At 62.8% G+C, this 19,619-nt stretch carries 19 protein-coding genes and 1 other RNA gene; 11 read left to right on the top strand and 9 right to left on the bottom strand.

Annotated features, from left to right (window positions below):
* Nucleotides 1-23: 23 nt before the first annotated feature.
* The 3 genes from mutM to L63ED372_RS11650 all read left to right on the top strand — a co-directional run bounded on the left by mutM (nt 24) and on the right by L63ED372_RS11650 (nt 2,972).
* The gene (gene mutM / locus L63ED372_RS11660) at nt 24-839 is read left to right on the top strand and encodes a bifunctional DNA-formamidopyrimidine glycosylase/DNA-(apurinic or apyrimidinic site) lyase (protein ID WP_062406103.1); all 816 of its coding nucleotides are present in this window, start codon (nt 24-26) and stop codon (nt 837-839) included.
* Nucleotides 824-1,864, top strand: coding sequence for an A/G-specific adenine glycosylase (gene mutY / locus L63ED372_RS11655; RefSeq protein ID WP_062406102.1), 1,041 nt, complete (start codon nt 824-826; stop codon nt 1,862-1,864). Before mutM ends, mutY begins: the two co-directional genes overlap by 16 nt.
* Nucleotides 1,865-1,958: 94 nt before the next feature.
* Nucleotides 1,959-2,972, top strand: coding sequence for an MBL fold metallo-hydrolase (locus tag L63ED372_RS11650; protein WP_062408030.1), 1,014 nt, complete (start codon nt 1,959-1,961; stop codon nt 2,970-2,972).
* 116 nt (nt 2,973-3,088) lie between these two features.
* On the opposite strand, the gene L63ED372_RS11645 is transcribed toward L63ED372_RS11650, so the two are convergent.
* Together L63ED372_RS11645 and L63ED372_RS11640 are read right to left on the bottom strand one after the other, a co-directional pair.
* Nucleotides 3,089-3,940 carry a DUF6279 family lipoprotein gene (locus tag L63ED372_RS11645; protein ID WP_062406101.1) on the bottom strand — a complete coding sequence of 284 codons (852 nt, stop codon included), beginning with the start codon at nt 3,938-3,940 and terminating at the stop codon, nt 3,089-3,091.
* Nucleotides 3,937-4,446 (bottom strand): hypothetical protein, encoded by a 510-nt coding sequence (locus L63ED372_RS11640; protein WP_156343624.1) that lies wholly within the window; start codon nt 4,444-4,446, stop codon nt 3,937-3,939. Before L63ED372_RS11640 ends, L63ED372_RS11645 begins: the two co-directional genes overlap by 4 nt.
* Before the next feature lie 111 nt (nt 4,447-4,557).
* On the opposite strand from L63ED372_RS11640, the gene glmU reads away from it, so the two are divergent.
* Entirely contained in the window at nt 4,558-5,964 is a 1,407-nt protein-coding gene (gene glmU / locus L63ED372_RS11635; RefSeq protein WP_062408028.1) for a bifunctional UDP-N-acetylglucosamine diphosphorylase/glucosamine-1-phosphate N-acetyltransferase GlmU, read from the top strand.
* A 14-nt stretch (nt 5,965-5,978) separates the two neighbouring features.
* Here glmU and L63ED372_RS11630 read toward each other — a convergent pair whose 3' ends face one another.
* Nucleotides 5,979-6,476, bottom strand: coding sequence for an Lrp/AsnC family transcriptional regulator (locus tag L63ED372_RS11630; RefSeq protein ID WP_062408027.1), 498 nt, complete (start codon nt 6,474-6,476; stop codon nt 5,979-5,981).
* 137 nt (nt 6,477-6,613) lie between these two features.
* Between L63ED372_RS11630 and glmS the strand changes: the two genes are divergently transcribed.
* Together glmS and L63ED372_RS11620 are read left to right on the top strand one after the other, a co-directional pair.
* Nucleotides 6,614-8,473 (top strand): glutamine--fructose-6-phosphate transaminase (isomerizing), encoded by a 1,860-nt coding sequence (gene glmS, locus L63ED372_RS11625; RefSeq protein WP_062406099.1) that lies wholly within the window; start codon nt 6,614-6,616, stop codon nt 8,471-8,473.
* Complete coding sequence (locus L63ED372_RS11620) at nt 8,466-8,903, top strand: SET domain-containing protein (RefSeq protein ID WP_062406098.1); 438 nt, start codon at nt 8,466-8,468, stop codon at nt 8,901-8,903. Before glmS ends, L63ED372_RS11620 begins: the two co-directional genes overlap by 8 nt.
* Nucleotides 8,904-8,945: 42 nt before the next feature.
* On the opposite strand, the gene L63ED372_RS11615 is transcribed toward L63ED372_RS11620, so the two are convergent.
* Genes L63ED372_RS11615 through cysK form a run of 3 tightly spaced genes read right to left on the bottom strand, consistent with a single transcriptional unit; the run spans nt 8,946 to nt 12,019 of the window.
* Nucleotides 8,946-9,194, bottom strand: coding sequence for a VF530 family DNA-binding protein (locus L63ED372_RS11615; RefSeq protein WP_062406097.1), 249 nt, complete (start codon nt 9,192-9,194; stop codon nt 8,946-8,948).
* 11 nt (nt 9,195-9,205) lie between these two features.
* Nucleotides 9,206-11,056, bottom strand: a complete 1,851-nt coding sequence (locus tag L63ED372_RS11610) for an NAD(P)/FAD-dependent oxidoreductase (RefSeq protein ID WP_062406096.1) — start codon at nt 11,054-11,056, stop codon at nt 9,206-9,208.
* A 42-nt stretch (nt 11,057-11,098) separates the two neighbouring features.
* Nucleotides 11,099-12,019 (bottom strand): cysteine synthase A, encoded by a 921-nt coding sequence (gene cysK / locus L63ED372_RS11605; RefSeq protein ID WP_062406095.1) that lies wholly within the window; start codon nt 12,017-12,019, stop codon nt 11,099-11,101.
* A gap of 144 nt (nt 12,020-12,163) precedes the next feature.
* Between cysK and rnpB the strand changes: the two genes are divergently transcribed.
* Nucleotides 12,164-12,516: RNase P RNA component class A (rnpB, locus tag L63ED372_RS11600), an RNA gene on the top strand.
* 67 nt (nt 12,517-12,583) lie between these two features.
* Here the strand turns inward: rnpB and L63ED372_RS11595 are convergent.
* The 3 genes from L63ED372_RS11595 to L63ED372_RS11585 all read right to left on the bottom strand — a co-directional run bounded on the left by L63ED372_RS11595 (nt 12,584) and on the right by L63ED372_RS11585 (nt 15,655).
* Nucleotides 12,584-13,105: an Rrf2 family transcriptional regulator gene (locus L63ED372_RS11595; protein ID WP_062406094.1), complete on the bottom strand. Its 522-nt coding sequence runs from the start codon at nt 13,103-13,105 to the stop codon at nt 12,584-12,586.
* Between the two features lie 179 nt (nt 13,106-13,284).
* Nucleotides 13,285-13,980: a S4 domain-containing protein gene (locus tag L63ED372_RS11590; RefSeq protein ID WP_062406093.1), complete on the bottom strand. Its 696-nt coding sequence runs from the start codon at nt 13,978-13,980 to the stop codon at nt 13,285-13,287.
* 28 nt (nt 13,981-14,008) lie between these two features.
* Nucleotides 14,009-15,655, bottom strand: coding sequence for an MBL fold metallo-hydrolase (locus L63ED372_RS11585; protein ID WP_062406092.1), 1,647 nt, complete (start codon nt 15,653-15,655; stop codon nt 14,009-14,011).
* Nucleotides 15,656-15,716: 61 nt separating this feature from the next.
* Here L63ED372_RS11585 and dapF point away from each other — a divergent pair, with 61 nt between their 5' ends.
* The 4 genes from dapF to L63ED372_RS11565 all read left to right on the top strand — a co-directional run bounded on the left by dapF (nt 15,717) and on the right by L63ED372_RS11565 (nt 19,504).
* On the top strand, nt 15,717-16,586 hold the full coding sequence (gene dapF, locus L63ED372_RS11580) for a diaminopimelate epimerase (RefSeq protein WP_062406091.1): 870 nt from the start codon (nt 15,717-15,719) through the stop codon (nt 16,584-16,586).
* Between the two features lie 24 nt (nt 16,587-16,610).
* The gene (locus L63ED372_RS11575; RefSeq protein ID WP_062406090.1) at nt 16,611-17,300 is read left to right on the top strand and encodes a DUF484 family protein; all 690 of its coding nucleotides are present in this window, start codon (nt 16,611-16,613) and stop codon (nt 17,298-17,300) included.
* An 18-nt stretch (nt 17,301-17,318) separates the two neighbouring features.
* Nucleotides 17,319-18,293: a tyrosine recombinase XerC gene (locus L63ED372_RS11570; protein WP_062408025.1), complete on the top strand. Its 975-nt coding sequence runs from the start codon at nt 17,319-17,321 to the stop codon at nt 18,291-18,293.
* A 119-nt stretch (nt 18,294-18,412) separates the two neighbouring features.
* Nucleotides 18,413-19,504 carry a CobW family GTP-binding protein gene (locus tag L63ED372_RS11565; RefSeq protein ID WP_062406089.1) on the top strand — a complete coding sequence of 364 codons (1,092 nt, stop codon included), beginning with the start codon at nt 18,413-18,415 and terminating at the stop codon, nt 19,502-19,504.
* Nucleotides 19,505-19,619: the final 115 nt, after the last annotated feature.

The following is a 19,619-nucleotide window of genomic DNA, read 5'->3' as shown; positions in this document are numbered from 1 at the left end:
AGCCCTTTTTCGCCCCAGAGCCCATGCCCGAACTCCCCGAAGTTGAAGTCACCCGCCGCAGTTTTGCCGACCGCATTGCCTCGGCCCAGATCCTGGCCTTGCACATGGGCAAGCCTCTGCGCTGGCCTTTGGGCGTGCCTGCCCAAAGCCTGGTGGGGCGGCAAATCTGGGGCGTGCGCAGGCGCGGCAAATACCTGTTGCTCGATCTGGACCAGGGGCTTTTGCTTGTCCACTTGGGCATGTCGGGCAGCCTGAACTTTGCCCCCACACAGCCCGAATCTGGCCCACACGACCACATGGACTTGGTGACCGACCGGGGGGTGTTGCGCCTGCACGACCCGCGCCGTTTTGGCGCGGTGGTCTGGGCGCCGGGTGAGGATTCGCCCCAAGCGCAAAAGCTGCTGGGGCGTTTGGGTGTGGAGCCTTTGAGCGCCCAGTTCGATGCGGCGGCTTTTGCCCAAGCCCTCAAAAAACGCCAGTCGCCCATCAAACAGGTGCTGCTGGCGGGCGACGAGGTGGTGGGCGTGGGCAATATTTACGCTTCCGAAGCCTTGTTCATGGCGGGCATTCGTCCCACCTCCAAGGCCTCGCGTTTGTCCAAACCCCGTGTGGCCCGGCTGCACGCGGCCATCGTGCAGGTGCTGACCCGTGCGGTGGAGCAGGGTGGCAGCTCGCTCAGGGATTTTGTCAGCGCCGAGGGCCGCACCGGTTACTTTCAATTGGAAGCGGCGGTGTACGGCCGCGCGGGCGAGCCTTGCCGGGTGTGCGCCACCCCCATCCAATCGATGCTGCAAGGCCAGCGCACCACCTTTTACTGCCCCACATGTCAAAAGTCATAACGACTTTGCCCGAAGGGTTTGCCCACCGCATGGTGGACTGGCAGCGCCTGCACGGCCGCCAAAGCCTGCCTTGGCAAAACACCCGTGACCCTTACCGCGTCTGGCTGTCCGAGATCATGCTGCAGCAAACGCAGGTCAGCACGGTGCTGGACTACTTCCCCCGGTTTTTGGGGCGCTTTCCGGATGTGGCGGCTTTGGCCGCCGCGCCGCAAGACGATGTGCTGGCGCTGTGGAGCGGCTTGGGTTATTACAGCCGCGCCCGCAACCTGCACAAATGCGCCCAGGAGGTGATGGGGCGTTTTGGCGGCACCTTTCCGCGTCGCGCCGAAGACTTGCAAACCCTGCCCGGCATTGGCAGGTCGACAGCGGCGGCGATTGCGGCCTTTTGTTTTGACGAGCGGGCCGCCATTTTGGACGGCAACGTCAAGCGCGTGCTGACCCGCGTGTTGGGTTACGGCGAAGACCTGGCGGTCGCCAAAAACGAAAAAGCTTTGTGGGCGCTGGCGCAAGACCTCTTGCCTGAGCCAGCGACCAACATGCCGCGCTACACCCAGGCCCTGATGGACCTGGGCGCCACCGTGTGTTTGCCGCGCAAAGCGCAGTGCCAGGCCTGCCCCGTCAGCACCGTGTGCCAGGCCCAAGCACAAGGCGAGCCGCTGGCCTATCCCGTCAAAACCCGCAAGCTCAAGCGCAGCAGCGCCACGCTGTGGCTGCTCTGGGCAGTCAACGCGCAGGGCCAGGTGTGGCTGCAAAAACGGCCGGACACGGGCATTTGGGCGGGCTTGTTCAGCTTGCCGGTGTTTGAGACGGAAGCGCAGCTGCTCGCAGCTTGGTCACAAGGGGCGCAGCCTGAGTTCATCACGCCTTGGAAGCATGTGCTCACGCACCGCGACCTGCATTTGCACCCGGTGCGCATGACCGGCTCTGCGCCGTCCGCCCCGAGTTGCGAAGGGCAGTGGGTCGACGCCCAGGCCTGGCCAACTTTGGGCTTGCCCGCACCCATCCGGACGCTGCTTGCTTCATAAACATGTGCCCGTCGCACGGGCTCAGAAATTCAACAATCCGTAACGCATTTCGTTTAGGTAAAATCTCAACACTACACAGACCGGAGAAATGTCCATGTCCAAAGCATCCACCAAGGCCCCTGTCAAAGCCTTCGCCAGCCAGGCCGACCTGACTGAAAAGAAGATCACTTTCGAGCAACTCAGCAAGCACTGCTGGGCCTACACCGCCGAGGGCGACCCGAACTCCGGCGTGATCATTGGTGACCGCTTCATCATGGTCAGCGACGCCACCGCCACCCCGGCCATGGCGCAAGACCTGATCAAGAAGATCCGCACTGTCAGCGACCTGCCCATCAAATACGTGCTGCTCACCCACTACCACGCGGTGCGCGTCTTGGGCGCTTACGCCTACGCCGCCGAAGGCGCGACCGAGATCATCGCCAGCGAAGGCACGTTGGACCTCATCAAAGAGCGCGGCGCACAAGACATGAAGAGCGAGATGGAGCGCTTCCCCCGCCTGTTCCGTGGTGCAGACAGCATTCCCGGCCTGACCTGGCCCACCATGGTGGTGGGCGGCGGTAACCCCACCAAGGGCGAAGTGTCCGGCAAGCTCAGCATCAACCTGGGCGGCGTGGTGGTGCAAATCTGGCATCCGGGCCCCGGCCACACACGCGGCGACACCATTGCCTGGGTGGAAGAAGAAAAAGTACTGTTCTCAGGCGACCTGGTCGAGTACGAAGCCGGGGTCTACACGGGCGACGCCCAGCTCGAAGAGTGGCCCGCCACCCTGGAAGCCCTGCGTGCCCTGAATGCCGAATTCATCGTGCCGGGCCGCGGCGAAGCCATGAAGGGCAACGCCAACGTCAACAAAGCACTGGACTACACCCAGCGCTGGGTCACCACCTTGTTCCAGGCCGGCAAAGAAGCCGTGGCCGCCAAGATGGACCTGAAAGCCGCCATGGCCCACACCCGCAAGAGCATGGACCCTGTGTTCGGCCATGTGTTCATTTACGAGCACTGCCTGCCGTTTGATGTGACCCGTGCTTATGACGAAGCCAGCGGCATCAAGAACCCCCGCATCTGGACGGCCGAGCGCGACATGGAGATGTGGAAAGCGCTACAAAGCTGAACCCAGCGGCAGCCCCATAGACAAACCCGCCCCATCAAGGCGGGTTTTTTGTGGGTGATGCCAGGTGCGTCAGGCCTTCAGGCTCCGCGCAAAGTGCAGGCCCTGAGTGCGGGCCTTCAGGGCCGGTTCAAGTCCAGCAGGTCGCGTTCGTAGGCCCGCAAGCGCCGCGCCACCCGTTGGCGTTGTTCGGGCGTGGTGGTGTTGTGCAGCTGCGCCAAGTTCTCGCAAGCGCGTTGCGACAGGGTCTGCACCACGGCGCGTTGCCCTGCATCGGGCGGCTGCAGCCAGCGCTGCCACACACCCCACAACTGCGCCTCGGCCTGTGCCTGTGTCATGTTGTTTTGTGTGATGCGCTGCAGGCTCGAGAGCAAATCTTGCTGGCGGCGCTGGCGGTCGCGCCGACCCCATTCGGCCGTCCAGGGGGACTGCGCCAATTGTGTCTTGATCAAGGCGATTTGGGTCGCATTCAGTTCGCCATAAAACGAGTTGTAACGGCTGATGGCCTTCTCGAGGCGGCGCTCCATGCGGGCATCGGCATCACCCTGCAACCATTCCTTTTCCCACTCTTCGTTTTGCTGCTCCCAGTGGCGTGCCATGTGGCTGAGCTGGCGTGGCCCCAGCGCCATGGCCACGGGCGCAGCTTGCGCTACTGCCTGGCGCATCAGGGTGTCGAGCCGGGCTTGCACCTCATCGAGCACGCGGCACAGCTGGGCCGACTGCACCGGCCCAGCACTGAGCTCTGCGGTGCGTTGCAGCAGCGCGGCATAGCCGGGCAACTCATCGCGCCTGTGCCATTGGTAGAGCTTGTCAATCGCTTCCTTGGCCGCTGGCGTTTGGGCACCACTGAACGAGACCGTGTTGTCGAGCCACCAATAAGACAGTGTGGGCAGTTGTTGGTACCCCAGCTTGATGGCGCTACAGCCTTGTAAAAGCAGCAGGGCCGCCACGGCCAGAAGGGGTCGGATCATTGCAGGCCTTCGGCTTGCATCGACCAGCCCACCAAAAACCCCATGGGGGTGCTGGAGACCAGGTTGTTGTCGCGCACCCGCACGGTCCAATCACCCCGCAGGCCGCTGAACCCCTGCAAACGGTTGGCGGGCAGCGACGCCGTGTACAGGCGACCGCTGATCAAACAAGTGCCGCCTTGGGCGGCAGTCAACAGGTCCATGTCCAAGGTGCTTTGGTTGGGCAAGATCAGTTGGGCAGTCAACTCACTGATTTGGCGGTGGTCAATGCACAGGCTCACGCTGGCTGCCAGAGGTTGCTCCATCGCGCACGCGCTGAACTGTCTGGATGTGGCCTGGGCCACAGCATCGATTCTGTAGCCGCCATTGAAGCCATCGGCATGCTTGAGTGGCAAAGCACACTGGCTGGGCAAGCTGGCCGAGCGTGACGAATCGGAGCCGCCACACGCCCCAAGCACCAAACTGCCCGCCACGGCAGCGCACAAAAGCCCAAATCGAAATGGATACATGGATGAAATGCCCTTGTTTAGCGGATCATAGGCCCGATTTGGGGCAGCGATAATTTAACCACGCGCGAAGACCGCCCAAAACCTGTGGCCAACCGAGAAAGTGTGCACCCCATGACCGCCCCCATCTTCCCCATCGACGTTGTCATCATGGCCGCCGGCAAAGGCACCCGCATGAAAAGCCGCCTGCCCAAAGTCCTGCAGCGCCTGGCGGGTGTGCCGCTGGTGCAGCATGTGCTGGGCACGGCGGCCCAATTGAACGCCCGCTCGGCCGTGGTCATCACAGGGCACGGTGCCGACCAGGTGGAGCCGGTGGTACTGGCCCCGAGCCAAGCGCTGGCGGTGCAGTGTGTGCGCCAAGAGCCCCAGCTGGGCACAGGTCACGCCGTGCAGCAGGCCGTGCCCGCATTGGCCGACGAAGGCGTGGTGGTGGTGTTGTCGGGCGATGTGCCCTTGACCCAAGCCGACACCTTGCAAGCCCTGATCGCCCAATGCGACGGCCAGCAGCTGGCGCTGCTCACCATCGACATGGCCGACCCCACGGGCTACGGCCGCATTGTTCGGCAGGGTGAAGCGGTGCAAGCCATCGTCGAACACAAAGACGCCACCGAAGCCCAGCGCCAAATCCAAGAGGTGTACAGCGGCATCATGGCCGTGCCCGCCCGGCTGCTCAAAAGCTGGCTGGGCCGCATCGACAACCAGAACGTGCAAGGCGAGTACTACCTGACCGACGTGGTCAAGCTCGCCGTGGCCGACGGTGTGCCGGTGGTGGCGCATAAGATCAACGACCCGGTGCAGGTGGCGGGCGTGAACAGCCCTGTGCAACTGGCCGAGCTCGAACGCGCCCACCAACTGCGCCAAGCCCACCAACTCATGGAACAAGGCGTGCGCCTGAAAGACCCCGCCCGTTTTGACCTGCGGGGCCAACTGGTCTGCGTACAAGATGTCGAGATCGATGTGAACTGCGTTTTTGAAGGCCGTGTGTCCTTGGGCGAAGGCGTGAAGATTGGCGCCAACTGCGTCATCGCCAACTGCACCATCGCGGCAGGCGCGGTGATCCACCCCTTTACCCACATCGATGGCGAAAAACTCGGCGTGTCGGTGGGCGAGGGCGCACTGATTGGCCCCTTTGCCCGCCTGCGCCCCGGTGCGCAACTGGGCGCCGAAGTGCACATCGGCAACTTTGTGGAAGTCAAAAACTCCACCCTGGCCCAAGGCGCCAAAGCCAACCACCTGGCCTATTTGGGCGATGCGACGGTGGGCGAGCGGGTGAACTACGGCGCGGGCAGCATCACCGCCAACTACGACGGCGCCAACAAACACCGCACCGTGATCGAGGCCGATGTGCACATCGGCAGCAACTGCGTGCTGGTGGCCCCGGTGACCATTGGCGCGGGTGGCACCGTGGGCGGCGGCTCGACCATCACCAAAAGCACCGAACCCGGCAGCTTGAGCGTTGCGCGGGGCAAGCAAATCAGCATTGCTAACTGGGCACGCCCAGCGAAAAAGCCAAAGGGCTGAGCCAGAGTTGGACGTTAAGCAGTGGGCAAATTCAAGACAGGCCAAGTGGTGGTGAACTTGGCCCGTTTGGTGGCAAAAAACGCTTTCACATTGCGCACGTTCGTGTCTTGCGTGAACAGCGCCTGGCTGATGGCCAGGTAGTGCGGCATGTCGCGGGCCTGCACCACCAGCATGAAGTCCGGCCCGGGTGATACGCGCCAGCACTGCTGCACCGCGTCGTGCGCCACGGCGCGGGCTTCGAAGGCGTCCATGTGCTCGCTGCCTTGTTTGTCCAAAGACACTTCGACCAAGGCCGTCAGGCCGTGGCCCAGCGTGGCGGCGAGACGGTCGGTGCTGAGCACGGCCACTTGCCGCTCGATCCAGCCGCCATCCACCAGACGCTTCACCCGGCGCAGGCAAGTGGGGGGCGAGACATTGACCTTTTCGGCCAGCGCCACATTGCTCAGGCTGGCGTCGCGTTGCAGGCTGTCGAGCAGTTGCAGGTCGATGGTGTCAAGTTCGATGGGTTCCATATTTTTGATTTTAATGAAATAAAAATTCATTATTCAAGATTTGTGAAATAAAGCATCGTTTAAGCTGATTAAATGATCGGATATTTTTCGAGCTTGATCCTAAGATAGCCACCATCCCCCTGTTTAGGAGCATCCTCATGTGTGGCATCGTCGGCGCCGTTTCTTCCCGCAACATCGTTCCCATCTTGGTGCAAGGCCTGCAGCGGCTCGAATACCGGGGTTATGACTCTTGTGGCGTGGCCGTGCATGCGGCCAGTTTGGGTGGCACGGGCGGCTTGCAACGTGCCCGCAGCACATCGCGCGTGGCCGAGTTGATGGACCAGGTGAGCGCCGACCACATCGAAGGCGGCACCGGCATCGCCCACACCCGCTGGGCCACACACGGTGCGCCTGCGGTGCACAACGCACACCCCCACTTCAGCCACGGCACGGGCGCAGCCGACGGAAAACCAGGCCGTGTGGCCCTGGTTCACAACGGCATCATCGAAAACCACGAAGAACTCCGGGCCGCCCTCCAAGCCAAGGGCTATGTGTTTTTGAGCCAGACCGACACCGAGGTCATCTCGCACCTGGTGGACAGCGTGTACAACGGCGATATTTTTGAAGCCGTCAAAACCGCCATCCGCCAACTGCATGGCGCCTACGCGATTGCCGTGTTCCACAAAGACGAGCCGCAACGCGTGATCGGTGCTCGTGCCGGTTCGCCGCTCATCTTGGGTGTGGGCCAAGGCGAAACCTTCTTGGCCAGCGACGCAATGGCATTGGCGGGTGTGACCGACCAAATCGTGTACCTGGAAGAGGGCGATGTGGTGGACATTCAGCTGGGCAAATACTGGGTGGTGGACCGCGACCACAAGGCCGTGACACGCGTGGTGAAGACCGTGCACGCCCACAGCGGTGCTGCTGAGTTGGGCCCCTACCGCCACTACATGCAAAAAGAAATCTTCGAGCAGCCGCGTGCGATTGCCGACACGCTCGAAGGCGTGGAAGGCATCACGCCCGAACTGTTTGGCGACGGCGCCTATTCCACATTCAAAGCCATCGACAACGTGTTGATCCTGGCCTGCGGCACCAGCTACTACAGCGGCTGCGTGGCCAAGTATTGGATCGAGGCGATCGCCAAAGTGCCGTGTCAAGTCGAGATCGCCAGCGAATACCGCTACCGCGAATCGGTGCCCAACCCCAACACGCTGATCGTCACCATCACCCAAAGCGGCGAGACCGCCGACACCCTGGCCGCGCTGCGCCACGCGCAAAGCCTGGGCATGATGCACACGCTCACCATTTGCAATGTGTCCACCAGCGCCATGGTGCGCGAGTGCAAACACGCCTATGTGACCCGCGCCGGGGCTGAGATCGGTGTGGCGTCGACCAAGGCCTTCACCACTCAGCTGGCGGGTTTGTTTTTGCTGACGCTGGCGCTGGCGCAGACCAAAGGTCGCTTGTCAGGGGTAGAGGAAGCCGAGCACATCAAAGCCATGCGCCACCTGCCCGCCGCGCTGCAAGCCGTGCTGGCGCTGGAGCCACAAATCATCGCGTGGGCCGAAGAATTCGCCAGCAAAGAAAACGCCCTGTTCTTGGGCCGCGGCACGCACTACCCCATCGCGCTGGAAGGGGCACTCAAGCTCAAAGAAATCACCTACATCCACGCCGAAGCCTATGCCGCAGGCGAGCTCAAACACGGCCCCTTGGCCTTGGTCACCAGCGCCATGCCGGTGGTGACGGTGGCGCCCAACGACCAGCTGCTGGAAAAGCTCAAAAGCAATATGCAAGAGGTGCGAGCCCGCGGTGGCGTGCTGTATGTGCTGGCCGACGGCGACACCAAGATCGAGAGCAGTGAAGGCGTGAACGTCATTCGCATGCCCGAACACTATGGTGTGTTGTCACCCATCTTGCATGTGGTGCCCTTACAGCTGTTGAGTTACCACACAGCGTGCGCACGCGGGACGGACGTGGACAAGCCGCGTAATTTGGCCAAGAGCGTGACGGTTGAGTGATATCGAAGTATTGACCTCTCGCGTTCACGGCAAAGGCGTGTTCGCCACGCGCCACCTGACCGCGGGCGAGCGGGTCATTGAATATGTGGGCGAGGTCATCACCATGGCCGAGGCGTTGGCTCGCCACCCGCATGATGCGGCCAACCCCGACCACACGTTTTACTTTCATCTGGACGATGGCCGGGTGATCGATGCGCTGCATGGCGGCAACGATTCCAAGTGGATCAACCACTCGTGCCGCCCCAATTGTGTGCCCGACGAGGACCGGGGGCGCATCTTCATTTTGACGCGCAGGCCCGTGTTCAAGGGCGAGGAGCTGACGTTTGACTACGGCCTGGTGAGCGACGAGCCCATGAGCGAGGCCTTGAAGGCGCGTTATGCCTGCCGCTGTGGGGTCAAAAAATGCCGGGGCACCCTGTTGGCGACTTGAGGCGCTGAGTGCGGGCCGATCAAAAGCCCTAGCGTGGAATTATCAAAAGCCCTGACGCTTTTGGTCGCGCAGCATGAACAGGTAAAGGCTTTCCACTTTCTCACGCGCCCAGGGAGTTTTGCGCAAAAACTTGAGGCTGGAACTCACGCTGGGATCGTGTGTGAAGCAGCGAATCGGAATGCGTTGGCCCAGATCGTCCCAGCCATAAAAGTCGGCCAATCGGGTGACGATGGTCTCTAAGGTCAGGCCGTGCAGCGGGTTGCGTGGTTGAGGGGGCAGCAGTGAAGTCATGAGATCTGGCCTCAAAGATTCTTTTGGTGTTCAGTACAAGGATTTTGTGTGAATGAACACAAAGATCTGGCCAAAGACTCAGCCACCTTGATGCCGTCCACCCCCGCCGACAAAATGCCGCCCGCGTAACTGGCGCCTTCGCCTGCCGGGTACAGGCCTTGTGTGTTGGTGCTTTGGTGGTCGTCGCCACGCGGAATGCGCAGGGGCGATGAGGTGCGTGTTTCCACCCCGGTCATCACCGCGTCCGCCATGTCATAGCCTTTGATCTTGCGGCCAAACACGGGCAGCGCTTCGCGCATGGCTTCGATCGCGTAGCCCGGCAACACCTCGGCCAGATCAACCAGCTTCACGCCGGGTTTGTAAGACGGCAGCACGCTGCCCCAGGTGGTGGAGGGGCGCTTGGCCAAAAAGTCGCCCACCAGCTGGCCGGGCGCTTCGTAGTTGCTACCGCCCACTTCAAAGGCGCGTGTTTCGAGTTGGCGCTGCAGCACGATGCCTGCCAGCGGGTGTGCTTGGGGTGGCTGCTGCGCAGCCAGGGCTGCGGCCTCTTGCGCCAGATGCGTGCCGTCTTGTTCGCCAAAAGCGGCTTGCCAGGAAGCGGTGTCCTGTGGGTAGTCGGGTGGGTCGATGGCCACCACCATGCCTGCGTTGGCATTTCGCTCGTTGCGCGAGTACTGGCTCATGCCGTTGGTGACCACACGGCCCGGCTCGCTGGTGGCCGCCACCACAGTGCCACCGGGGCACATGCAGAAGCTGTAGACCGCGCGGCCGTTTTGCGCGTGGTGCACGAGTTTGTAGTCGGCCGCACCCAACAGCGGGTGGCCTGCGTGGCGGCCCCAGCGGGCTTGGTCGATCACGCTTTGGGGGTGCTCGATGCGCACGCCAATCGAAAACGCTTTGGCTTGCATGGCCACGCCACGGCGGTGCAGCATGACAAAGGTGTCGCGCGAACTGTGGCCCAGGGCTATGACGGCGTGGCGCGTGTGCAAGGCCTGGCTTTGGCCCGTGCGCAAGTCTTGCACCAGCAGCCCGGTGAGCTGTTGGCCGCTTGCGGTGGGTGCGAGCAGCACATCGCTCACGCGCTGCTCAAATCGGATCTCGCCGCCCAGCGCGATGATTTGTTCGCGGATGTGCTCGACCACCTTGACCAACTTGAAGGTGCCGATGTGCGGGTGCGCGGCGTACAGGATGTCGGCGGGCGCTCCTGCCTTGACGAATTCGTCCATGACCTTGCGGCCCAGATGGCGCGGGTCTTTGATCTGGCTGTAGAGCTTGCCGTCACTGAAGGTGCCTGCACCGCCTTCGCCAAACTGCACATTGCTCTCGGGGTTGAGGACCTTTTTGCGCCAAAGGCCCCAGGTGTCCTTGGTGCGTTCACGCACGGGCTTGCCGCGCTCCAGCACGATGGGCTTGAAGCCCATTTGCGCCAACGCCAGCGCCGCGAACATGCCACAAGGCCCAAAGCCCACCACCACCGGGCGCTCGCCTTCTTGCGCACCAAAACTGGCCGGAGCTTGGCAAGGCGGGTGCCAAGTCATGTCAGGTGTGGGCTGGATGTGCGGGTTCTTTTCAAACTGCTGCAGCAAGCGGTGTTCGGTGGGTGCGTCATGCAGCGACAGGTCAACGATGTAAACCGCCAGCAAGTCGGCCTTGCGGGCGTCAAAGCTGCGTTTGAAGACGTGAAGGGTGGCGATGTCGGCAGCGCTGATGCCCAGGGCCTGGGCCGCCAGTTGGCGCAGAGCTTCGATGGGGTGCGGCGTGGGCAGCCGGTCTTCGTCGGTTTCGGACGGTGCATCGGCCGCGCGGCGCGATTCAATCGGCAGGGCCGACAAGGGGAGTTTGAGTTCTGAAATCCGGATCATGGCAACCTCTGTGGCTTGTGGTTATCAAGCAAGAAGCGGTGATTATCCTTGAGGCAAGAAGCCTTCGACCGACAAATAACGCTCGCCCGTGTCGTAATTGAAGCCCAGCACCGTGGCCCCGGCGGGCAGCTCGGGCAGTTTTTGCGCAATGGCGGCCAAGGTGGCGCCCGAGGAGATGCCGACCAGCATGCCTTCTTCGCGGGCCGAGCGGCGGGCGTATTCGCGGGCGGCTTCGGCGTCGACCTGAATCACGCCGTCGAGCAGACCCGTGTCCAGGTTTTTGGGGATGAAGCCCGCGCCAATGCCTTGAATGGGGTGGGGTGCGGGCGCACCGCCCGAGATCACAGGCGATGCTGCTGGCTCGACCGCAAACACTTTCATCTGTGGAAACCGCGCCTTGAGCACGCGGGCAGTGCCCGTCAGGTGCCCGCCTGTGCCCACGCCCGTGATCAGGGCGTCGATGCCCTCGGGGAAGTCGGCCAGGATTTCTTGTGCGGTGGTGCGCATATGCACCTCGATGTTGGCGGGGTTTTCAAACTGCTGGGGCATCCACGCGCCGGGGGTGCTGGCCACCAAGGCCTGGGCCCGGGCAATGGCGCCTTTCATGCCGTCGGCGCGGGGCGTCAGGTCAAAGCTCGCGCCATAGGCCAGCATCAGGCGGCGGCGCTCGATGCTCATGCTGTCGGGCATGACCAGCACCAACTTGTAGCCTTTGACGGCGGCCACCATGGCCAAACCGATGCCGGTGTTGCCCGAAGTGGGCTCGACGATGGTGCCGCCGGGCTTTAAAGCCCCCGATTTTTCCGCCGCTTCGGCCATGGCCAGCGCAATGCGGTCCTTGATGGAGCCGCCCGGGTTGCTGCGTTCGGATTTGATCCAGACATGGGCGCCCGTGCCAAACAGGCGCTGGATGCGCACATGGGGCGTGTGGCCGATGGTGTCGAGGATGGAGTGGGCTTTCATGCGGTGTCCAAGGGTTGGCGGTTGGTTTGTATTGTGCGGGTGGGGGCGTGGTTTGAGTGTCTTGTATGGCACAAACATGGCATGAAGCGCCCAAAGAAAACACCTCGGAGCCAGTGCCCTGCGCTCAGGCGATAATCACCCGGTGAAGCACGCCAGACCGTCGCTGGTGCAATCTCCGAAAGGAGGCACTGGAGGAACGTCCGGACTGCACAGGACAGCGTAGGAGGTAACACCTCTCCACCGTGAGGTGAGGATCAGAGCAACAGAGACGAGCCGATTGAGTTCGGGTGAAACGGGCAATCTCTACGCGCAGCAATACCAAGTAGGCCTTCCTGAAGGAGCGCGGTTCGCCGTATTCTTTCTCCCTGTGGTTCCGCGGGGTGAGTTGGCGGGTAGGTAGCACCGAGCCGGGTGGGCAACCCCCGGCCCAGAGTAATGGCGGTCACGCAGCGGGCAACCGCTGTGCACAGAATCCGGCTTATCGGCGGGCTTCACACTTATTCCCCAAGGCGCAGCCCACAAAAAACCCGCCGAAGCGGGTTTTTTATGGGGGCTTGAAACCGTTCAGCCGCGAGAGGGCATCAGGCTGCCAGCCAGAGCAAACACCGAATTGGGTGCCGTGATCTTGATGGGGCTTTTGGGCTTGGCAAAGACACCGCGCTTGACCGCCGGTTGGGGGGCAGGCTCAACGGTCACACCTTTGGTGCGCTGCTCGGCCACCAGTTGGCGCAGGGTGATGGACTGCAGGTGGGTCAGCATTTTTTCATTCAAGCTGGACCACAGCTCGCTGTTCATCCAGCCGCCTTCGGCTGCAGCCTCTTCATCGGTGGGGGCATCAACAGCGCCCACGATGTCGGCCATGGTGATTTTTTCAGCATTGCGTGACAGCGAATAACCGCCACCCGGCCCGCGGGTGCTCTCGACCAGACCCTGTTGGCGAAGTTTGCTGAAAAGTTGTTCCAAGTAGGAGAGTGAAATCTGGTGGCGTGTGCTGATGGCCGCCAAGGAAACGGGGCCACGGTCTTCTCGCAACGCCACATCGATCATGGCGGTCACGGCAAATCGGCTTTTGGTGCTCAAACGCATGGTGGGCTCCTTTTAGCGTTGTGGTGGGCTGTGGATACAGACCCAACCTGGGGTGTCAAAACACATCGTGTACGTTTATGACTGCCTGGTCATTTCTCAAACAGTCATTCATTTGGGGACACAACGCGATTATTCAAGGCTAAAAGGCGCATTGGGGGCAAATAGGGATTAACAGAAGATTAAAACCTTTCATGTCCTTCTGTTTGCCGCCATTGCCCCGGCTCCAGGGGGGCTAAACCGATGCGGCCCACGCGCTGGCGGCGCAGGTCCTGCAGGGGGCACTTTTCGTCGAGCCAACGGCCCAAGCCCAGTCCATCGATGTCTTTGCCCGCGATGCGCAGCACCGTGAGGGAGTCGGTTTGGCGGTTGATGCTGGCGCGGATGCCCGGGCCGTTCAGGGCCTTGATCAGGCCCTCTGGCACCTCGCCGCTCACGGTGGCCATCCATTCCTGCTCCATGGGGCTGCGGCGGTCTTCCAGGTGGCGCAGCACGCCCACGTCATCCGTGAAGATGCACAAACCGCTGGCAGGTTTGGCCAATGGCAGGGGCATTTGCATCTTGGCCAGGCGCTCGGGGCCCCACAGGCCAGGTTGGGGGGCTTTGAGCCCCACGGTGTCTTGCAGCCAGGCCAGGTTGGCCACCCGGTGCGCAGGTTTGAACAGCAACAGGGTCATGGGGGCGAGTGCCGCCATGGAAATGAGGCGGTTCACCAACACGGTTTGTTCTTCACGCACTCGCCGGGCCGGATCGGTCACGACTTTGCCCCCGACCTGCACGCCACCGGCCACGATCAGGGCTTCGGCTTCGCGGCGCGAGCAGTTTTGCTCGGCGGCCACGCGTTTGGCCAGGCGAATGCCTTCTTCAGAGGAAATCATCGGTGCTTTCAAAAATGCTTAAAGCGAATCAAGACAGCGCTTGTTCGCGGATGTGGTCCACATGCGCTTGCAGGGATCGGGCCGCCACAGGCCACAGGCGGGGTGGCACGTCGTCATAAGCTTTTTCCACCCACTCTTGCAAGCTGCCTTGGGGCAGGGCCTGCATGGCGGCGGCGATTTTGGCTTCGCGCTTCAAGCGATGCGCCTTCAGGTAGGTGATGGCTTGGTGGGCAAAACCCAGCACATGGCCGTGCGCGGGCAAGATGAATTCAATGCTCCCGGCCTGGCAAGCGGCGGCCAGTTTGTCCAGCGAAGCCAGGTAGTCGCCCATGTGGCCGTCGGGCGGGTCGATCACGGTGGTGCTGCCGTTGAGCACATGGTCGCCCGAAAACAGCAGGCCGTCCTCTTCGAGCACCAGGCACAGGTGGTTGGCCGCGTGGCCGGGCGTGTGGACCACGCGCAGGGTGTGGGTGATGTCGCCTTGGGCGCTCGTGCCTTGCAGCACCAGTTTTTCGCCATCGGCCAGTTCGCGCTCGGGCGTGAAGCGGCTGTTGGCGCGGGCGGTGGGGCGCGAGGCCAGGCCCAGGATGGGTGGTTTGTTTGTGCACAGCGCCTGCAGCGGGGCTGCACCGGGCGAGTGGTCCGGGTGGGAGTGGGTGCAGACGATGGCTTTGATTTGCCCGCCTGCGGCACGCCAGATGCGTTGCAGGTGGTCGTTGTCGGCCGGGCCGGGGTCGATGGCGATGTAGCCGGTGTTCGGGTCGCCCACCAAATAGCTGTTGGTGCCGGGGCCGGTCATCACGCCGGGATTGGGGGCGGTCAGGCGCTGGACGTTTTGCAGCAGCGGCACGGCCTGGTCGGTCTGCCAGTCCAGATGGTGCTGGATTTGCCCATCTGGGCTGACCAGGGCCAGCTCGCCAAAGGGGGCTTCGTGCTCCATGTAACGCGCTTCGTTGCCCGCCAGCCAACCGGCACGGGGGCAACTGGTCCACAGCGGTTCGTCGTTCACGGCGCAGGCCTGCAGCACCGCCTCCACATTGGCAAAGGCTTTGAGGCGCTCCAGCGTGCGGATGGTGGGGTAGACCATGAAAAAATCACCCGCTTCGTGCCGGGCCAGCGCGTCGGCTGGGCGCACCCAAACCGGCTCGAACTGCTCGGATTCGTCGGCCACCGGGGTTTGGCCTTCGGGCATGCGGGCCACCAAAAAGGGCACATCAAAGCGGCGCGGCAGGTCGCGGTCGGTGATCCAGTGGGCCAGCACAAAGACCTGCTCGGCAGCGAGGCTCAAGCCGCGGGCTTGGCATTGGGACGCAAAAGGGCCTTTGCGGTCGATGGCCGCAATGTCAAGCGCATCGGCCCAGCGCCCTTCGGCATGGCGGGCGAACAAAACGCCCAGCTCTTCAAAGCTCTCGCGGATGGCCGCAATGGCTTGCGTCAGGTGCAGGTCGCTTTGCGTGGGGCGGCGCTGCGCCATGCCGTGCGCCTGGGCATCGGCCGCGTCGATGCCGCCGCCCGGGAACACATAGGCGCCGGGCGCGAAACTGGCCGTCATGGAGCGGCGGGTCATCAGCACTTCGATGCCTTGTGGCCCGTCGCGCAGCAGCAGCACGGTGGCGGCTGGGCGCAGGGGCGCAGGTTCACGTTGGGGGTAGAGGAGTTGGGAGGTGCGTGCCATGCCCCATTATCGGGGGACTTGGGGCTGCTGCCCGTGTGTGCCAAAGGCGATAATCGCGGCCATGCACATTCGCTTTACCAAGATGCAAGGGGCCGGCAACGATTTTGTCGTGCTCGACGAGACGCAAGGCCGCTTGGGCCTGAGCACGGCCCAATACCGCTTTCTGGCCGATCGCCACTTTGGCGTGGGGGCCGACCAGATCCTCTCAGTGCGGCCATCGCCCGCAACTGGGCTGGACTTTGAATACGTGATCCACAACGCCGATGGCGGCGAGGTTGAGCACTGCGGCAACGGGGCCCGTTGCTTTGTGCGCTATGTGCGCGACAAGGGCTTGACCGACAAAAGCACCGTGCGCGTGAAGGTGCAGCAAGGCGAGATCGAGCTGCGCATGAACCCCGATGGCCGCGTCACCGTCGACATGGGTGCCCCCGTCTTTGACTGGGCGCTTGTGCCCTTCAACCCCATCGGCCTCATCAGCGACCAGGTCAATGGCTGGCCCGTGTTCGATTTGGCGCTGGGCGAGTGGGGCATTGCCCGTGTGGGTGTGGTGTCCATGGGCAATCCCCATGCGGTGCAGCGTGTGGACAACGTGGACACTTTCCCGGTGCTGGCCCAGGGGCCGCTGATCGAAAACCACCCTGCCTTTCCGAATCGGGTGAACGCGGGCTTCATGCAGATCGTCTCGCGCAGCCAGATCAAGCTGCGGGTGTTTGAGCGCGGCGCGGGTGAGACGCTGGCTTGCGGCACCGGAGCCTGCGCTGCGGTGGTGGCTGGCATTCGCCAAGGCTGGCTGGACGCGCGTGTGGACGTGCAGGCCCTGGGCGGCATGCTCACCATCGAGTGGGCGGGCCAGGCCGACAGCCCGGTCTTGATGACCGGCCCGGCCACTTCTGTTTTTGAGGGCAGCATCGATGTGCCTGACTCACTTTGACCTTTTGAATTTCTGGAGCCCCGCATGACCACGCCTGAACCCATGAGTCCGATCACCGAAGACGACATCGCCGACTATTTGGTGAACACGCCGGACTTTTTCGAGCGCCACGCCTCGCTCTTGGCCACCGTGCAGCTCACCCACCCGCAAAGCCACCGCGCGGTGGGCCTGCAAGAGCGCCAGGCGCAAATGCTGCGCGACAAGATCAAGGGTTTGGAGCACCGCATCATGGACATGATCCGGCACGGCAACGAGAACATGATCTTGACCGACAAGCTGCACCGCTGGTCGTGCGAATTGTTGGTGACGCCGCAAGACCAGCTGGCCGCATCGGCGGTCGAGAACATCCGCGAACTTTTTCAGGTGCCGCAAGTGGCTTTGCGCTTGTGGTCGCTGCAGGCCGAACATGCGCAAGCGGCCTATGCACAAGGCGTGACCGAGGCGGTGCAGACACTGGCCACCTCACTCGACCGACCTTATGTGGGTCCTAACTCGGGTTACGAAGCCGTGCAGTGGTTGGATGAGCCCAACCAGGCTGCATCCTTGGCCCTGTTGGCTTTGCGTGCGGCCCCTGGGCAGCCCTCCTTTGGTTTGCTGGTTCTGGCTTCACCCGATGCCCAGCGCTTCAACAGCCAGATGGGCACCGACCTGCTCGAGCGCCTGGCCGAGCTGGCGGGCGCGGCCTTGTCGGTGCTGCAAGCGCAGCAGGCTTGATCTGTGTCGCAAGCGGCCATGCCGGACGCAGCGGCCCCCGACCCGCTGGTCGTCCGCTACCTGGAGCATGTGCGCTTTGAAAAACGCCTGGCCGAGCGCACCTGCACCCTGTACCAACTGGATTTGATCCGCCTGGCCGACATGGCGTCGGCATCGGGTGTGCCTTTGCTGCAGGTGCAAAGTGGCCATGTCCGCCGCTGGGTGGCCCAAATGCACAGCGCGGGACGCAGCGGGCGGGGCATTGCCCTGATCTTGTCGGGCTGGCGCGGGTTTTACACCTGGCTGGGGCGCGAGGGGCTGATTCCGCTCAACCCGGTGGCCGATGTGCGGGCCCCGCGTGTGGCCAAGCCGCTGCCCAAGGCGCTGGGCGTGGACGAGGCGATCCAGCTGGCCGAGCACGAAGAGGACAACGACGACCCCTGGCTGGAAGCCCGCGATGCGGCCATGGTCGAGCTCCTGTACGGCTGCGGCCTGCGTATGGCCGAACTGACCGGGCTGGACGTGGTGGCCAGCACCGAGGCTGCGCGTGCCGGTCGTGGTTGGGTTGATTTGCAAAACGCCGAGGTGCAGGTGCAGGGCAAAGGCAGCAAGCGCCGCAGTGTGCCTTTGGGGCGTGCGGCCATCGAGGCGCTGACGCATTGGCTGGCCGTGCGGCCGCAGCTGCCGGGCATGTTGACGCAGCCCACACCAGGAGCGTCCCCTGTGGCGCTGGCGCTGTTTCCCGGTCGGCACGGCACGCGGCTCACCCCCCGCGGTGTGGCGCAGCGCCTCAAGCGCCGCAGCTTGCTGGCGGGTCTGGCCACCCCGGTGCACCCTCACATGTTGCGTCACTCTTTTGCCAGCCACGTCTTGCAGTCCAGCGGTGACTTGCGAGCGGTGCAAGAGTTGCTCGGCCACGCCAACATCAGCACCACCCAGGTCTACACGCGTCTGGATTTTCAGCACCTGGCCAAAACCTACGATGCGGCCCACCCCCGCGCCAAACGCAAGTGAAGCCCCGCACGGGCCACTGGGCAGCGGTGTGAGGCCATGCCCGGTGCGCAGGCGGGGCGCTTGAATTCGTCGCTACACTCCCCAACTCTTGTTTTCTTGTCCTGAACTGGAATCGCACCATGGCCCTGATCCCCACCACCATCCTGACCGGCTTTTTGGGCTCGGGCAAAACCACCTTGCTCAAGCGCGTGCTGACCGAGGCCCATGGTCAGAAAATCGCCGTGATCGAGAACGAGTTCGGCGAAGAGAACATCGACAACGACATCCTGGTCTCGGACACCGAGGAGCAGATCATTCAGATGAGCAATGGTTGCATCTGCTGCACCATCCGCGAAGACCTGCGCGTGACCTTGCAGCTGCTGGCGGCCAAGCGCCGCAAGGGCTTGCTGAGCTTTGACCGCATCGTGATCGAAACCACCGGCTTGGCCGACCCCGGCCCGGTGGCGCAGACCTTCTTCATGGACGACGAGATTGCCGAGACCTTTTTGCTCGACTCGATCTTGACGCTGGTGGACGCCAAGCATGCCGCCCAGCAGCTCAACGACCGCCAAGAAGCACGCCGTCAGGTGGGCTTTGCCGATCAGATCTTCATCAGCAAGGCCGACCTGGTGTCGCCCCAAGAGCTGGACGCCCTGCAGCACCGCCTGAAACACATGAACCCGCGTGCCCCGCAAAAAGTGGTGCACTTTGGCGAAGTGGCTTTGTCCGAGGTGTTCGACCTGAAGGGCTTTAACCTGAACGCCAAACTGGACATCGACCCAGACTTCCTGAAAGAAGACGGACACGACCATGCACATGATGAACATTGCGATCACCCGTCTCACCAACATGGGCACGCGCATGACCATGAACATGGTGAGCACTGCGATCACCCCTCGCACGCCCATGAACAGGGCCACCACCATCACCACGATGACGATGTGAAAAGCTTTGTTTTCCGCTCGGACAAAGCCTTTGATCCGGCCAAGCTGGAAGATTTTCTGGGGGCGATCGTTAATATTTACGGCCCGCGCATGCTGCGCTACAAGGGCGTGTTGAACATGCGCGGCACCGAGCGCAAGGTGATTTTCCAGGGCGTGCACCAGCTCATGGGCAGCGATTTGGGCCCCATGTGGGCCGATGGCGAGACCAAAATGAGCAAGATGGTGTTCATTGGCATCGATTTGCCCAAAGACATCTTGCTGCAAGGCTTGGAGCAATGCTTGGTGTGAAGGTCTACACCTTGGGCAGGCCTTGGCGCGTGCTTGGGGTGTGATCTGGCTTTTAATCCGAGCTCGGACAAATTTTGACCGTTCTAGTCGCTACAATCGCCCGCCGACGGCACCG

It is taken from the genome of Limnohabitans sp. 63ED37-2 (genome assembly GCF_001412535.1).
In the GTDB taxonomy this organism is placed as follows: Bacteria; Pseudomonadota; Gammaproteobacteria; order Burkholderiales; family Burkholderiaceae_C; genus Limnohabitans_A.
This window is presented reverse-complemented; position numbering and strand designations above follow the sequence as displayed.

What these genes read in the sequence shown, in the direction of transcription:
- L63ED372_RS11640 (WP_156343624.1), bottom strand. Translation starts at nt 4,446, where the DNA reads ATGTATCCATTTCGATTTGGGCTTTTGTGCGCTGCCGTGGCGGGCAGT.
- L63ED372_RS11610 (WP_062406096.1), bottom strand. Translation starts at nt 11,056, where the DNA reads ATGATCCGGATTTCAGAACTCAAACTCCCCTTGTCGGCCCTGCCGATT.
- L63ED372_RS11630 (WP_062408027.1), bottom strand. Translation starts at nt 6,476, where the DNA reads ATGGAACCCATCGAACTTGACACCATCGACCTGCAACTGCTCGACAGC.
- mutY (WP_062406102.1), top strand. Translation starts at nt 824, where the DNA reads ATGTCAAAAGTCATAACGACTTTGCCCGAAGGGTTTGCCCACCGCATG.
- L63ED372_RS11650 (WP_062408030.1), top strand. Translation starts at nt 1,959, where the DNA reads ATGTCCAAAGCATCCACCAAGGCCCCTGTCAAAGCCTTCGCCAGCCAG.
- mutM (WP_062406103.1), top strand. Translation starts at nt 24, where the DNA reads ATGCCCGAACTCCCCGAAGTTGAAGTCACCCGCCGCAGTTTTGCCGAC.
- dapF (WP_062406091.1), top strand. Translation starts at nt 15,717, where the DNA reads ATGCACATTCGCTTTACCAAGATGCAAGGGGCCGGCAACGATTTTGTC.
- L63ED372_RS11615 (WP_062406097.1), bottom strand. Translation starts at nt 9,194, where the DNA reads ATGACTTCACTGCTGCCCCCTCAACCACGCAACCCGCTGCACGGCCTG.
- L63ED372_RS11645 (WP_062406101.1), bottom strand. Translation starts at nt 3,940, where the DNA reads ATGATCCGACCCCTTCTGGCCGTGGCGGCCCTGCTGCTTTTACAAGGC.
- L63ED372_RS11590 (WP_062406093.1), bottom strand. Translation starts at nt 13,980, where the DNA reads ATGATTTCCTCTGAAGAAGGCATTCGCCTGGCCAAACGCGTGGCCGCC.
- L63ED372_RS11595 (WP_062406094.1), bottom strand. Translation starts at nt 13,105, where the DNA reads ATGCGTTTGAGCACCAAAAGCCGATTTGCCGTGACCGCCATGATCGAT.
- glmS (WP_062406099.1), top strand. Translation starts at nt 6,614, where the DNA reads ATGTGTGGCATCGTCGGCGCCGTTTCTTCCCGCAACATCGTTCCCATC.
- cysK (WP_062406095.1), bottom strand. Translation starts at nt 12,019, where the DNA reads ATGAAAGCCCACTCCATCCTCGACACCATCGGCCACACGCCCCATGTG.
- L63ED372_RS11585 (WP_062406092.1), bottom strand. Translation starts at nt 15,655, where the DNA reads ATGGCACGCACCTCCCAACTCCTCTACCCCCAACGTGAACCTGCGCCC.
- L63ED372_RS11575 (WP_062406090.1), top strand. Translation starts at nt 16,611, where the DNA reads ATGACCACGCCTGAACCCATGAGTCCGATCACCGAAGACGACATCGCC.
- glmU (WP_062408028.1), top strand. Translation starts at nt 4,558, where the DNA reads ATGACCGCCCCCATCTTCCCCATCGACGTTGTCATCATGGCCGCCGGC.
- L63ED372_RS11570 (WP_062408025.1), top strand. Translation starts at nt 17,319, where the DNA reads ATGCCGGACGCAGCGGCCCCCGACCCGCTGGTCGTCCGCTACCTGGAG.
- L63ED372_RS11565 (WP_062406089.1), top strand. Translation starts at nt 18,413, where the DNA reads ATGGCCCTGATCCCCACCACCATCCTGACCGGCTTTTTGGGCTCGGGC.